Here is a 13,708-nt window from a genome sequence, read left to right as displayed (position 1 = left end):
GAATTTTATTACCCGCTTGATTGCGGCGTTCATCTGCGTAGTTATGCTTCGGCGTCTCTCAAGGCGCTGCTGTTCGGATGGCGTAGTCAGTCCAGAGCATCCAATCAGATGAGGTTCCATATGCCGTCGACCATCCGCCAGCGGCTCACGCTCGATCCCGGCGATATGCCGATCTACGCCATCGGCGACATTCACGGGAGGCATGACCTCCTGAAAAAGGCAGAGCAGGCCATCGTGGAGGATGCGGCAGATATCCCCGGGCGCAAGCTTATCGTGACGCTTGGCGACTATATCGATCGCGGCCCGTCTTCGGCGCAGGTGATCTCGCACCTGATGGCGCCGCCGCCCGAAAATTTCGACCGCGTCTGTATCACCGGAAATCATGAGATCGTCATGCTCGACTATGTCGATGGGCTGGTTTCATATGCCGACTGGATGCGAATGGGCGCGGATGCCCTATTGCGCTCCTATGGTCTCGACCCGGAGCAATTGCCATTGATCTTTCCAGGCGCTGCAAAGCTCGACGCCTTCATCCGGCAGTCCTTGCCCAGGCCGCATATCGATTTCCTGCGCTCGCTGCCAATTTTCGTCGATACGCCCAACGTGCTATTCGTTCATGCTGGCATCGATCCCATGCTGCCGATCGAGCATCAGAGCGACGACGATCTCGTCTTCATCCGGCAGCGTTTTTTCGAAAGCCACAAGCCGTTGCCGAAGCTGGTCGTTCACGGGCATACTCCGGCCGAAAGGCCGGAGGTTTTCGCAAAGCGTCTGAACCTTGACACGGGCGCCTACTACAGCGGCAAGCTGACGGTTGCAAAGCTGTGGCGGGGACGCGTGCATCTGTTCCAGACCTGATCAGGCGCCGGCCTCTGCCGGTTCCCGTGTTTTCAGCGTTTCCTCGGTGTAGTAGCTGACATACTTGTGACGGTAGCGTTCTGCGCCGCCGAAATTGGTGAACTTGCCGAGCTCGGTCATGTCGGTCTTGTTGAGGATCACACCCAGAATCTTCGACTTGATCTGCGGCTCGGCATTGAGGATGTCGCGCACGACGTTGGTCGGGGTCGAGCCCCATTCAGTCACGAAGAGGAAGCCGTCGACCTGTGGGGCAAAAGCTTTCGCATCGATGACCGGGCCGAGCGGCGCAAGGTCGACGACGATGTAATCGAACATCTTGCGGGCATTTTCCATCAGGTTGAACATGCCCTGTGACGCCAGCAGTTCGCTGGTGTGCATCAGGTGATCGTTCTGCAGGACCGGGAGGATGGCCAGCTTGGTGATCGGGTCGACCTTGACGGCGCTCGCCCACGGAACGTCGCCGAGCACAGCTTCGACCAGACCCTGCTTCGGGGGTGTCTTCAGCATGCGGGTGAGGCCGGGATTGCGAAGGTCGGCGTCGATCAGGAGCGTGCGCTTGCCGCTCGAGGCAAGAAGTGCCGCGAAGTTGGCAGCAGTGGTCGACTTGCCTTCGCCGGGCATGACCGAAACCACGCCGATCACTCGGTCCGATTTGCCCTGGAACATCACGTCGCTGGCAAGCTTGGCGTTGCGCAAGGTTTCCGCAAAGACCGAGCGCGGTGCCTCCAAGACGACGCGCATGATGCGTTCGAAGGTTGCTTCCGTGTCCGGGGCGGCGTCGACCGCCTGCGGCGGTGCGGTGCGCGGCCGGAAGATCTTGTTCTCCCGTGAGCGGCCGACCAGCGGCAGATATCCGAGGAATTTCAGTCCGAGGATGGTCCGCACATCGCCTTCGACGCGGAAGAAACGTTCGCGGAACTCCTGGAAAGCCGTCAGCGCACCACCGGCCATGAGACCGAGCACGATTGCAAGGCCCAGTGTCATCGTCTTCTTCGGGCTGGATGGGGAAACCGGCACGCCAGCTTCGGAGATGACGCGGGCCTTCGCGATCGGAAAGGACTGCTGCTGCGACGCTTCCTCGTACTTGCCGAGGTAGGATTCGTAGAGCGTCTTCAGAGCAGAGGCTCGCTGCTCCAGGTCGTTCAGCTGAACCAGAGACTTATCCGATTCCGAATTCTTGCCGGTAAGGTGCTCGACGTTTTGGCGAAGCGATGCCTCGCGGGAGCGAGCGACCTCGAATTCGTTGCGATAGCTCGACGTCAGTTGCTGAAGCTCCTGATAGATCTGGCGCGTCAGGTCCTGCTTTTCAGCACGCAATGCGACTGCTTGCGGGTGATCCGCACCGAAGTTGGTGGTGACCTCCTGCTCGCGTTTGCTGACCGAGATATAGCGCGTGCGCATATCCTGAATCACGGTGTTGTCCGTCTGGCCAGAGGAGATCGCGGCGTTGTTGACGGCGCTGTCCGGGCCCATGTCGACGATGGACTTGAACTGGTTGTACCGTGCCGAGGCGCTGGCCGCGTCGGCCTGGGCGACAATCATTTGCTTGTTCAGATCGGCAAGCTGTTGTTCGGACATCAATTCGCCGTTGGCCGATGTCAGGCCGTTATCGGCCTTGAACTTGGCAACATCCAGCGCTGCCTGCTGCGAGCGCTGCCTAAGATCGGTGAGGCGCTGCTGGAGCCACACCGAAGCGCTTTCCGTCGCATCGAAGTTGGCGTTGAGCTGATCGCTCAGATAGGCCGTTGCGTAGGCTTTGGTTATCCGTGCGGCAAGGAGCCGGTCGGTGGAACGGAAGGACACCGCGAGAACAGAACTGCGGTTGACGCGGGAAACCGTCACGGCGTCCTGCAGCAACGCGGCGGCCTTCTGACGCCTGCCGTTGCGGGCGTCATCTTCCGACACCGGCGGGCCGCCCGGTATCAGGGCGCTGACAATCAGCTTCACGCCCGACTTGATGAGCGAGGCAGGCGATCGCGCCGGCGTGAGGATCGTGTCGTTGTCCTGAAGCTTCTCGGCGTCGACCACCCGAAGCGCCAGTTCGTTCGATTTCAGGATTTCGACGGCGCTGGCGATCTGCATGTCGACCTGCTGCGAGCTCGCGGCGGGGGTCGCGTCCTGCGCATACTTCGCCATGTTGTCGTCGAGCAGAATCTGAGTCATCGACGTGTACTGGGCCGTCGCGAACAGCAGGTATACGACGGCCAGCAGCACCGTTGCACCAACGCAGAGGGCGATCGAACCGGCGCGGCGTATCAAGATTGCAATCAGGCGATCGATGTCGATAAAGGAATCGGAATCGTCAGCCGCTTTGGGCAGAGTGCTGTGCAAGGTCAGGTTCCGTTGGTTCATGGCTCTATCCTTTGCGGGAGCGGGTCGCGCCATCGATGGCTGTGAGGCCGGTCTGCGGGCTGATCAGTTTGCGGAGCGGCGCCACTGCGCGATTGACCCTCATGGCGATGGGCATCTTCAGATGCATCACCGCCAAAGGGTTGCTCCAGGCTGTCCTGATCGCTCCGAAGATCGACCGATCTTTGATATTCTGTACGAGGACGAGGAAGGCGCGGCCCCGGCGGAGGCTTCGTTCGCGAAACTCCTGTGCGGCTGCTGCCTCCACATCCAATGTGTGATCTCGAAGGAAGGCCTTATCGCCCTCGATCATGGCGTCGATGTGATGAAGGGCGAGAACGCGCGAAATCGAGCCTTCGCGGATATGATAGTCATAGCCGGCGACGGGTTCGATGACGCATCGCCCGCCAAGTGCGATCGCCGAGGCAAGAAACAGATAATCCTCGCCGACCTTCAGGGCTTCGTTGAAGCGCAGCCCATGGTTCTCGATGAAAGCTCGCTGAAAAATAGGCTTGAGATAACCAAAATTATGCGTTGTCTGAAACAGGGCGTTGGAGCGGATAAAAGCGGGAAGCGTCAGTTCAGGCGTATTCGCGAGCGACTGTTCGGTGAACATCGTCTCGGGTGGCGTTCCGTCGGCACGGATGACGCGGAGATTGTCGACGGCGACTTTGGCGCCGACTTTCTCGGCGCGGGCGATCATTCGCTGTAGCCGCTCGGGCTCCACGGCGTCATCAGAATCGAGAACCGCAAGCCAGCGACCCGTCGCGGCGGCGATGGCTGCATTGCGGGCGGCGGCCGGTCCGCCATTGCGGGCAAGCGCCAGCAACCGGACATTCCGGTCCGCATACGTTGCCGCGATCGTCCTTGTCTCGTCCACCGAGCAGTCATCGGCGACAATCACCTCGACCGAAACGCCGCGCTGGGCAAGCGCGCTGTCGATCGCTTTCGCGAGTGTCGCTGCCGCATTGTAGGCGGCAATGATGAAGCTGACGTCGGGCTGGGTTTTTGTCATGCGGCCTCCGCCGATCCGTATTGACGGATCTCACGAACGCCAAGCAAGCCGCTCAGAACACCGGAGTGCATGACGCCACGAAGGGCGTAGCGATAGCGGGGAACTGCGGAGAAAATGCAGCCGATTGCCGCAGCATAGCAGAAGCCGGCCTTGCCTGCCGCAAGGCCAACCTGCTTGACGCGCTCCAGGCCACGGCTTTTCTCCTGCAGCAACCGGCCGTGCGTCTGGCCAAAGCGGAAACGGCGCTTGGCAAGCCAGGAAAGATCGGCACGCCCTTCGGTGACCGGCTCATAGACGTAAGCATCGGGTGCATAGGCTATCTTGCCGCCTGCGATATGCATATGGCTGAAGAACTCCGTGTCCTCTCCGCCTGTGCGCCCGAGAGCAAGATTGAAGCGGCGACCGGCCACGTGGGGCGAGGCGAGGCGGAGAAGCGCATTGCAGGTGTAGCCGGTGCGGATCTCGCCGCCCACCCAGACGGGCAAGGTCGAGTGGAAGTCGCCTTCACGCATCCAGCTTGGTGCCGTCGACGAATAGACGCTGCGAACGGGGCCGAGCACGGCATCCGCGTTCGTTGCACGGGCAGCGGCAAGGAGCTTGACCAGCCATTCCTCGCTAGCATCCTCGTCGTCATCAATGAAGGCGAGGAAGTCGCCGGTTGCATTGTCCAGACAGGCGTTGCGGGCAATCGAGATGTTCGAGGCCGGGCAGTGCACGTAGGCGACTACGTGGGGGATCGTGGCGCGAAGCGCGTCCACGCGTTCCCGGGCACTTGGCACCTTGTCGTTGTCTGCGACGATGATGCGAAGCGTCGTATCCGCAGGGATCGCCAGGACCGCAAGCGACAGCAGCGCTTCATCGAGTGAAGCGCGGCGGTAGGTGCAAATGCCGATATCGATCTGCAAAGGTCTGACTTCGGTCATCAGGATACCTTTCGACCACGGAAGCTTAGCAGTTCCATCCAGAAGCCGGCCGACCAGGCGAAGTGCATCACCATCGCCGAGAGTGCGGCAAGCGGGCCATAAGGGTTCTTTTGTCCGATAGCCATCCAGAAACCGTAGCCGACGCAGGCGACGGCCCACAGGCTGAACGGAATGACAGCGGCCCAGTTGAGCACGGCCAGGAAGGCGCCGATGAAGACAGGCACGACCAACAGCGGCAGCAACTGGCGGATACTCGGCATACTGCCATGCTTCAGGATGTTCTTTGCACGACCCCGGCCGTAGCCGAGATACTGCCTGAAAAGCGTGCTGACGCTCGAGCGCGGGTAGTAGATCATCCTGGTCTTATCGGTCATCCAGATGCCGAAGCCGGCTTTCTTCAGGCGGTAGTCGAGTTCTGCGTCTTCGTTATGGCTGAACGTTTCATCATATCCTCCGACCGACTCGAACGCGGCGATCCGCATCAGTGCGTGGTGGCCATGGTTGGCCCAATGTCCCTTGGCGCCTTCGCGGTGCTTTGAGCCACCGTTGCCGAGCTTCGAGTTCTGTGCAAATGCCGTTGCCTTCTGGAAGGGGCCAAAGCCTACGGTTTCCATAGCGACAACGACGGAATCGGCTTGGGTCAACACGGCTTCCTGGACAAGGCGCCTGCAATAATCGGCCGGGTAATCGCCATGAGCGTCGATGCGGATCAGGTAGTCGCAGTCGCGCCCGAAGGTCTCGACGGCGAGGTTGACCGCGGCGCTCTGGATGCGGCGGGGATTGTCGAGCAGGACTATGCGCGGATCCTCTGCGCTGATGCGCGCGACGATGGCGCGCGTCGCGTCCTGGCTGCCGCCATCGGCAACGACGATCCGGGCATTCATGTCGTCCAATTCCAGGCTGAGCTTCGCCAGCAGGGTCTCGATGTGTTTCTCTTCGTTCAGGCAGGGGATGATGATGAGACTGGAGACGCTGGCACTGACATCAGACTTCATGGTTGTCCACCCTTCTTGATATATGGTTTCGGGAATAGTTGCCCCCGTTGCGCCCCTCTCTGCGGTGGCCGGAACAAGGCGGGAAAGGCTTGCGACGAGAGCAACGCAGTCGCTGCGGTCGGCTAGCCAGGTCTTACGGTCCTTCGCGGCGACGGCTTCGGCCAGGTCGCCGTGGCGTTCTCCGGTCATGCTTTCAAACAGCGCCTCGAGGCCGGAGGAACTCGCTTCCCCGAGCACGAGGCCGATGTCCCTTTCGGCCAGGAAACGCGCTGTCTGGGTGCCGTCCAACGCGATTGGAACGGTCCCGTAGAGGCAACCCTCGTAGAGCCGGTTCGGCAGCAGCCAGCTGGAATTCAGGCCTTCCTCGAAGAAATCGATCGCCCAGGAGAAATGGACGTCATCATAGATTGCCCTCAGATCCTCGGGATTGCGGTAGACGCCTTCAAAACGGAGATACGGCTCGTCGCGAACGAAGGAATCAAAATCCTCGAATTCGGAATAGGCAGGGCGCCCGCGAAGCACGATCTCGACACGGCCTTGCATGCGGCGCGAGAAATCCGCGAGGAGGGCAAGTGACTTGCGGCAGCGAAGGGCGCCGAACCAACCGATCTTCCAGGGCTGACCCGGCTGCTTGAGCGGGCGAACGAAAGGCTGCTCGATCTCAGTTTCCTCGAGCGCTATCACCTTGTTTTCGATCAGTAACGTTTCGGCCTTGATGCCAGATCGTGCATCGAAATAATTCTCGATGAAGGCGGGTGAGCTCGTGAGGATCAGTTTCGTGTGTTGGCCGAAGTGAGCCTCTGCACGACGAATTGACTTGCCGATCAGGTCGTCGCGCGACAGGAGGCGGTGGATATCCAGGCACTCGTAGACAACCGGCAGATTGCCGCCGAAAAGTGTATTGGCGCGATGAGCGACGGCAAGAGCTTCAAGATTGCGTCCGATAATAACGTCGGGCTTGGCAACGCCCTTGAGCAGGCTCTTCAGCCCTGCCATCGCCTTCACAACCGCGCTCATGCGCTGGGCGAACTTGGCATCGGCCGTGCGCCCGAGTTCGATCGGGGTAATACCATGCACCTCGGCAAGCCGGTTCTCGCCGCGCCGGAAACCGGCAAGCACGACATCCGCGCCGCCTTCGCGCAGCATGAGCACGCGCCGCCGGACAGCGGGATCGGCCAGATCATGCACGAGGTACAGCACTTTGAGCATCGATGTTCCTTTTGACGTGAAAACGGTAGGCCGGAATTCGGCACCTTGGGGCGTGCTCAGTTCAGCGTGCATGCAATCGATTCAGGAAACTGGCACTTGTCGCCAAGTGCGGTGAAAGCCACTCGGTCGACGGTCAATACCGCCGGCTGCGTGTAAGCAAAGCGGCCCATCCAGTCCGACAACGTGTCGGAGCCCCACAGGCTGAAGAAGATCTTCTGTGGGTTCGACGGGATTTTAGCCGGATCGGTGACGTCCTGAACCAGCTTGCCGTTCAGGTAGTAGCGCAAGCGATCCTTCTCCCAGACGAAGGCGTAGTCGTTGAATCCCAGGTCGGCATTGCCGGCGACGGGGACAAGCTTCTCGTTGCCGCCCTTGGCTTTGACATACTGGTTGACCTGGACTTCGCCGGTGTTCTTGCCCAGCACCTCGAAATCGATCTCGTCATGCGGCTTCTTGTCGGACGGTCCGATGTAGGTGAAGAAAGCTGAATTCAGGCCCGATCCGGTGCCCGCCTTGATGCGGGCTTCGTAGGTCCCGTAGCTATAGCGTTTGGTCGTCTGGATTTCGCCGCACAGATAGTTTCGATCCTTCGACTTTCTGTCGACGAAGGAGAGTTCCAATGCGCCACCGTTGACCTTCACCTGGTTCTTGGACCACGTGCAATTCTGGTGGGGACCATTGTTCCAGCCGTCCGACACGTACCAGAAGCCGCGGTCGATCCTGTCGAAGTCATCGACAAACGATTGTCCGGCGGCTTGCTGCGCCGACGCGGGCAGGACCGATGCACAGGTTGCTGCGACGGTGATGAGGCCTAGGCAAAGTTTTCGCGCATGGGCGATTTGGGTCGTCATGTGTCACCTTCGCTGAGAAATGAACTTGGGGGAGATGGCACCGGAAGATACAGCTTGGGCGGATTGCTTTCTGGTCCGGCCGCCCGTGAGTATCCCGTAGAGTCGGGGGGCCTTTGCGCGCACCACACCGTTCGTCGCCATGAGAACCGGAAACAGCAGTGCCAGCGAACCGACAAAGAAAAGCGGATAGAAGTGGATTCCCGTCTTGCCCCAGAGAATCCAGAGGAAGACCAGCAGCGGGTAGTGGGCGCAGAAGATCCAGAAGCTCAGGCTGCCGGTTTTCGCAAGGCGCTGGCCGATTTGCGTCCTGATCATTGGCGCAGACAGCAGCCAGAAGCCGAGCGCGCCGACGATTGCCAGGGCATTTCGGAACAACTGAACCCAGTCGGGCAGCAATGGTCCCGTGCTGTAGATCGCAGTCGCCAGAAGCGCAGAGGCGGCCAGCAACAGTCCGACACCGGCTGAGGCATAGCGGTCCAGTGCCCGCAGGTCGAACCTTTGAAGGCCGATGTAGATACCGAGGCTGAAGCTGAAGAGAATCGAGCGTTTGATAACGAGATAAAGCGACAACTCCGGAAGCAGCGCAAGGATAAGCAGTGCCGACAAGGTAAGCAGCGGGACCCGGCTGATCAGCCATGCGAGCAAAGGCGAGATCAGGATGCAGACGAACAGGTCGCGCAAAAAGTAGAGCGGTACGTTCGCCGGGAAGTTCTCCACCGCCAGCACTTGCGTCACCAGCTCACGCGCCGAAGCATGCCAAATTTCCGGCAGATAACCGTCGCCAACACCGATGGTGGAGGCTAGAATGATGGCCAGAACGAATGCCGTGTTCCAAAGCAGAAACGGCAGAAGGACCGTCTGCGCCTTCGTGCGCACGGTCTTTGGATAGCTGAAGTTTTCCAGCCCGCCGCGAAACAGCAGGTAGCCGGAAATAGCGCTCAGGCAGGGCACACCGACCCGAAACAGTGCTTCGGTCAGAAATACCCTGATCCAGTCAAATACCCCATACGTCCCTATAAAGGGACTGCTCGCAGCGTCCGAAGGAATATGGACGAACACGATGCCCGAAATGAGCACGATGCGCACCAAATTGATCCTCGACGATACGTTTGCATCAACATTCACGTTATCAGTCACCCCTTTTGGGCCGCACCTCCCCTTGCGACCGGTTCAATCAGAGCAGACTCGAGCCCGCACGCATAAGTTAGTGCGAATTCCCGGAAGAAAATATGGCATCGCAGCAAAAAATGAGCGCCGGTCCCATATCGGGACTGCATCGGCACACTGGATCGATATGGGAAACGGTCCGTAGAGTGGGCTGCTTGGCAACCTTCAAACCCAACGCCAGCAACGCATTTCATAACATGATGATATTCATTAATTTCTAGGCCTTTCCGGCTACCAAAGGAGCGAAAGTTTTTGCGGATTGGTGAATAATTTCCTGTTTTCGGGAGAGGCAGAGAGCTCGGATCATGGCGAAAATACGGCGGCTGAGCCATAGCCTGCTTCCTTCCGGGACAACTTTCCGCTAGGTAGCGACTGACGGCCTTTGACAAACTTCGGCCGAAATGAACCTCATGCTTTTGCAGCGCAGCAATTTTGCCGCTGATTCATTCGCCTCTAGCGTGCGATGACTGAAACCTAAATTCTATCACTCGAGGAGAGAGTATGGCGACTTTCACGACCATCATTCCGTTCTACCAGCGCGAGGATGGCATTCTGCGCCGCGCGCTGGCATCGGTTTTCTCCCAGAGTTTTCAGGATTTCGATGTCGTCATCGTCAATGATCAGTCGCCACGTTCACCGGACGAGGAGCTCGCTCCTTTGTCGGAAGCGGAGAGGGCGCGGATCACCGTAATCAACCAGCCGAACGCGGGGCCGGGTGGTGCCCGGAACACGGGGCTCGACCACGTGCCGCCGGAAACGCGCTATGTCGCCTTCCTCGATTCCGACGATCTTTGGACGACGGACCATCTGAGCAACGCCTACACTGCGATGGAGGCACTCGGTGGCGATTGCTACTGGGCCTCCATCGAGGGAGGCGAGGAGTTCGACTACCACTTCGGCATTGCCGCACTGGAACAGGCGGCTGGCGCACGCCGCCGGATGGACAAGCCGCTGATCCTTGACGTTCCCGATCTCGCGAGCCTGATGCTGAATGACTGGGCGTTCCTGCACATGTCCTGCATGGTGATCGGCCGGCCGTTGATCGACAAGGTTCGGTTCGACGCAGCCTTGCGGCTTGCGGCCGAGGACGTTCTGTTCTTCTGCGACTGCATGCTTGCGGCAAATCAAGTGTTGCTTTGCGGCGAGGCCGGTGCGTTGCGCGGCGAGGGGATCAACATTTTCCACGGCGTCGACAACGCATCGCCGGAGTTCTTGAAGCAACAGTTCATCACTTGGATGGCGCTTGATCGGCTCGAGAGCCGGTTTTCGAGCCGGCCACGCGAGATCGAAGTCATCAAGCAGCACAAGAACACGGCACGAAAGCAGGCCATCTGGAGCCAGATCGGCCTGTTGCGCCGTCGCCAGCGGCCAGACTTCGGATTGCTGGCGCGCTGGGTGATGCAGGATCCGCGCCTGCTGCAAAGTGTGCTGCAACTGGCTGCGGGCAAGCTCGTAAAATAGCCTGGCTATTTTGCCGGGGCGTCCAACAGATACCGCAGCCTGCCGCTCTGGGTGACCGCGACGCCGCCCGGATTGCGGAGGCGTTCCGTCTTGTCCATCACTATGCCCGTCGCAATCGCCGGAAAGGCGAAGGGATTTGCGGCGATGTAGGCGAGGGCAGCCAAAGCGCCTGACTGCGCCTTGATATCGAGAAACCGGCGAAGCTCGTATTTGCCGCGTACATGGCGCTCGTGCCTACGCACGGCATCGACCGCTCGCGGCGGCAATCCGGTGGACGATCCGAGGAGCGCGCGATCAGCCTCGTAGAGACGGCGGAGATCCTCCGTGCGGTGGCTGCCGCTCAAGGAGTTGCTGCGGACCACTGCGCCGTAACCGCAGCTGTGGATGACCTTGTAGCGTGCGCCATGGGCCAAGGCACGGATGTAGAGATCGTAATCTTCTCCGAGACGCATTTCCTCCCGGTACCGCAGTCCGTGCCCATCCAGGAAGCTGCGGCGCATAATCGGCTTGAGGAAGCCGATCTCGCCGCGGCGCACGCCGGGTTTTGAAATGTTGCCGTCGACGAAGGTTGCGAGGTCGAGGAAGAGGGGGCTGTCGGCAAAGACATCCAGTTTCTGAGGCGCCTGCTCGACCGTGTCAGCATCGACGAAGGCGATGTTATCGGCAACAAACTCCCAGTCGCTGTCCGCCAGCATGCGCCGGAACCGGCCCTCAAAGAAGAAATCATCGGCATCGAGGATGGCGATCAGCGGTGCCGAGGAGATGTCAATTGCGTGGTTGCGGGCCGCCGACGGCCCCCGGTTCTTTTCAAACCTGATGACATTCAGTCTGCCGCTGGCATCATCGGCGCGCCCTGCCGCTTGCGCAGTGCCATCGTTGGACCCGTCGTCGACGACCACGACCTCGGCGACCTCCGGCTCGCGAAGAGCAGATTTTACAGCGACCTCTATCGTATCGGCCGCGTTCTTGGCGGCGATGATCACGCAAATGCTTGCCGTTTGAGCCACGCTTTACCTCCATTGTTTCGTCCCAGAACTAGGACGTTGGAGGGCGGCGCACAACGGATCGCCTTTCACATGATGTTACGGACGTGGCTTGGCGCGTCGAAGCGCATTGAACAATTGGCCGGTCGGGCGCTTAGCGGTTGAAGGGCTCGGAGCCTTTGAAAGGGCTGACATGCAGCTTTTCGGTCTCTTCGCTTCGCGCTGGCGAAGCCTGCTTGGCGCCGCGGCTCCTGGACTCTTTCCAGACGAGGTACAACACGCCGCCAAAGTAGCCGGTCTGCAGAAGCACCGCGCAAACCGCCGTCTTGATCGCGGTGCCGGAAAGGGAGCCGCTCAGCCAATAGGTCGCGATCGCAAAAACGGCCAATGCGCCGACCATGCTGACGAAAACGCGAGGTGCATACATCTGTTGCCTCCCCTTCGAAACCTCGTTCAATGAACATCCACTGAATACGATAGTTCCACCAGGACCCTTTTGAAGATTCGTTTTACAGGACTTCTTGGATCAACTGAAGCTCTGGCGACGCTTTTTGCGTCTACGAAAGCGCTACTACCGCCTCGATCTTAAATGTTTCTTCCAGGCATTGGTAAAAATACCACTTATCGATGCCGTCCCGTCGGCGATCGTCCAAGATCCTTAAAGTTGGGTTATTATCGGGGGTTGCGTACAATTTGGCATTGCACCCGGACGATCTTGCCATATTCACTTACGCTTTGGACGGGTATTGGCCGCTCCGCGTTCACCTTTTATTACAAAGCTTTAATTTCAAACGATTTGTGAGTGCGTCGCAAAAAGTATGTTGCGATGCAATAAAAATGCCGATTCCAAGATCAAAATACGGGCTCTCGCAGAAGCCATGCGTTCAACCCATGACTTTGCGACCTGTGGCCGGAGTGACTTAAGCTTCAGTATTTTTGCAACACCAAGCAGTGTGTGCAGTTTCTATTACAACGTTCCGAGATTTTCCAAATAACGTCGGGCAATTGTAAATATGTTTCAGGAAGCTCTCACAAACAAAAAGTTGATCGGACCCGTCAAAAACGCCTTCAATACGAACGGTTTTTAAAATGTGGCTTAAAAAAACAAAATCCTCTCATACACTTCGAATTCGTCACCGCTAGTCAAGCGGCCTGAGCCCTACCGACCAAACGGCAAACATAAGTGGAGTTACCTCTATGAAGTCTGCGACGAGATCGGACAGTTCGCCATTTTATGGCGCAGTTCACGAGAGCGTGTTTCCGCCCACCGGCGGCATCGCAAAACGGGCATTCGATGTGTCCGCCGCCTGCCTGGGGCTTATCTTCTTAAGCCCCGTTTTTTTGATGGTGATGCTTCTTGTAAAGCTTTCGGACAAAGGTCCAATGTTTTACGGCCATCGTCGTATCGGCCATAACGGCCAGGAATTCGGTTGCCTGAAGTTTCGGACAATGGTCACCGATGGTGACAAGGTCCTGCAGGAACATCTGCGCAACAACCCGAAGGCCATGGAAGAGTGGCGTGCGACGCGCAAACTGCAGGATGACCCACGGGTTACTGCAGTGGGTGCCGTTCTGCGCAAGCTGAGCCTTGATGAGCTGCCCCAGCTCATCAACATCATCCGTGGTGAAATGAGTGTTGTCGGCCCGCGTCCCGTCGTTCAAGACGAACTTGAAATGTACGAGCACGCCGCCGTTTACTATCTGCAATCCCGCCCGGGCCTCACCGGCCTCTGGCAGATCAGCGGACGCAACGATGTCTCCTATGCAACCCGCGTCGCCTTCGACACGCACTATGTCGAAAACTGGTCGCTGGTTCGTGATGTCGTCATCATCGCGCGCACAATCCCTGCGGTTTGCGCTCAACGCGGCAGCTACTGAGCCGCACTTCAAAACTCGA

Annotated in this window: 11 protein-coding genes and 1 pseudogene; 3 read left to right on the top strand and 9 right to left on the bottom strand. The window is 59.0% G+C overall.

What is annotated here, in order from left to right:
* The first annotated feature begins 120 nt into the window (after nt 1–120).
* Nucleotides 121–858 carry a metallophosphoesterase family protein gene (locus tag ASC90_RS03735; protein WP_056535530.1) on the top strand — a complete coding sequence of 246 codons (738 nt, stop codon included), beginning with the start codon at nt 121–123 and terminating at the stop codon, nt 856–858.
* On the opposite strand, the gene ASC90_RS03730 is transcribed toward ASC90_RS03735, so the two are convergent.
* The 7 genes and pseudogenes from ASC90_RS03730 to ASC90_RS03705 form a co-directional block, all read right to left on the bottom strand.
* Nucleotides 859–3,210, bottom strand: a complete 2,352-nt coding sequence (locus ASC90_RS03730; protein WP_056535527.1) for a polysaccharide biosynthesis tyrosine autokinase — start codon at nt 3,208–3,210, stop codon at nt 859–861.
* Between the two features lie 4 nt (nt 3,211–3,214).
* Entirely contained in the window at nt 3,215–4,222 is a 1,008-nt protein-coding gene (locus tag ASC90_RS03725; protein WP_056535524.1) for a glycosyltransferase family 2 protein, read from the bottom strand.
* The gene (locus tag ASC90_RS03720) at nt 4,219–5,145 is read right to left on the bottom strand and encodes a glycosyltransferase family 2 protein (protein WP_056535522.1); all 927 of its coding nucleotides are present in this window, start codon (nt 5,143–5,145) and stop codon (nt 4,219–4,221) included. The genes ASC90_RS03725 and ASC90_RS03720 overlap by 4 nt, the downstream gene beginning before the upstream one ends.
* The gene (locus ASC90_RS29195) at nt 5,145–6,140 is read right to left on the bottom strand and encodes a glycosyltransferase family 2 protein (RefSeq protein ID WP_056535726.1); all 996 of its coding nucleotides are present in this window, start codon (nt 6,138–6,140) and stop codon (nt 5,145–5,147) included. Before ASC90_RS29195 ends, ASC90_RS03720 begins: the two co-directional genes overlap by 1 nt.
* A 75-nt stretch (nt 6,141–6,215) precedes the next feature.
* A pseudogene (locus ASC90_RS30335) lies at nt 6,216–7,349 on the bottom strand (glycosyl transferase); the annotation flags it as partial.
* A 56-nt stretch (nt 7,350–7,405) separates the two neighbouring features.
* Entirely contained in the window at nt 7,406–8,200 is a 795-nt protein-coding gene (locus ASC90_RS03710; protein ID WP_056535519.1) for a glycoside hydrolase family 16 protein, read from the bottom strand.
* A 3-nt stretch (nt 8,201–8,203) separates the two neighbouring features.
* Nucleotides 8,204–9,286 carry an acyltransferase gene (locus tag ASC90_RS03705; protein WP_244480288.1) on the bottom strand — a complete coding sequence of 361 codons (1,083 nt, stop codon included), beginning with the start codon at nt 9,284–9,286 and terminating at the stop codon, nt 8,204–8,206.
* Nucleotides 9,287–9,868: 582 nt separating this feature from the next.
* Here ASC90_RS03705 and ASC90_RS03700 point away from each other — a divergent pair.
* A complete protein-coding gene (locus ASC90_RS03700; RefSeq protein ID WP_056535513.1) occupies nt 9,869–10,828 on the top strand; it encodes a glycosyltransferase family 2 protein in 960 nt (319 codons plus the stop codon).
* 5 nt (nt 10,829–10,833) lie between these two features.
* Here the strand turns inward: ASC90_RS03700 and ASC90_RS03695 are convergent, their stop codons facing one another.
* Both ASC90_RS03695 and ASC90_RS03690 read right to left on the bottom strand, forming a co-directional pair.
* Nucleotides 10,834–11,835: a glycosyltransferase family 2 protein gene (locus tag ASC90_RS03695; protein WP_056535510.1), complete on the bottom strand. Its 1,002-nt coding sequence runs from the start codon at nt 11,833–11,835 to the stop codon at nt 10,834–10,836.
* Between the two features lie 130 nt (nt 11,836–11,965).
* Complete coding sequence (locus ASC90_RS03690; protein WP_056535507.1) at nt 11,966–12,238, bottom strand: exopolysaccharide production repressor protein; 273 nt, start codon at nt 12,236–12,238, stop codon at nt 11,966–11,968.
* A 770-nt stretch (nt 12,239–13,008) separates the two neighbouring features.
* On the opposite strand from ASC90_RS03690, the gene ASC90_RS03685 reads away from it, so the two are divergent.
* Complete coding sequence (locus ASC90_RS03685) at nt 13,009–13,689, top strand: sugar transferase (protein ID WP_056535504.1); 681 nt, start codon at nt 13,009–13,011, stop codon at nt 13,687–13,689.
* Nucleotides 13,690–13,708 lie beyond the last annotated feature (19 nt).

The sequence above is a fragment of the Rhizobium sp. Root1220 genome (genome assembly GCF_001426265.1).
GTDB lineage: Bacteria > Pseudomonadota > Alphaproteobacteria > Rhizobiales > Rhizobiaceae > Rhizobium.
Note: the sequence above shows the minus strand (reverse complement) of the source record. Positions and strands in the feature narration are given on the sequence as shown.

Excerpts from the sequence above, each read along its gene's own strand:
- ASC90_RS03735 (WP_056535530.1), top strand. The coding sequence starts at position 121 with ATGCCGTCGACCATCCGCCAGCGGCTCACGCTCGATCCCGGCGATATG.
- ASC90_RS03730 (WP_056535527.1), bottom strand. The coding sequence starts at position 3,210 with ATGAACCAACGGAACCTGACCTTGCACAGCACTCTGCCCAAAGCGGCT.
- ASC90_RS03725 (WP_056535524.1), bottom strand. The coding sequence starts at position 4,222 with ATGACAAAAACCCAGCCCGACGTCAGCTTCATCATTGCCGCCTACAAT.
- ASC90_RS03720 (WP_056535522.1), bottom strand. The coding sequence starts at position 5,145 with ATGACCGAAGTCAGACCTTTGCAGATCGATATCGGCATTTGCACCTAC.
- ASC90_RS29195 (WP_056535726.1), bottom strand. The coding sequence starts at position 6,140 with ATGAAGTCTGATGTCAGTGCCAGCGTCTCCAGTCTCATCATCATCCCC.
- ASC90_RS03710 (WP_056535519.1), bottom strand. The coding sequence starts at position 8,200 with ATGACGACCCAAATCGCCCATGCGCGAAAACTTTGCCTAGGCCTCATC.
- ASC90_RS03700 (WP_056535513.1), top strand. The coding sequence starts at position 9,869 with ATGGCGACTTTCACGACCATCATTCCGTTCTACCAGCGCGAGGATGGC.
- ASC90_RS03690 (WP_056535507.1), bottom strand. The coding sequence starts at position 12,238 with ATGTATGCACCTCGCGTTTTCGTCAGCATGGTCGGCGCATTGGCCGTT.
- ASC90_RS03685 (WP_056535504.1), top strand. The coding sequence starts at position 13,009 with ATGAAGTCTGCGACGAGATCGGACAGTTCGCCATTTTATGGCGCAGTT.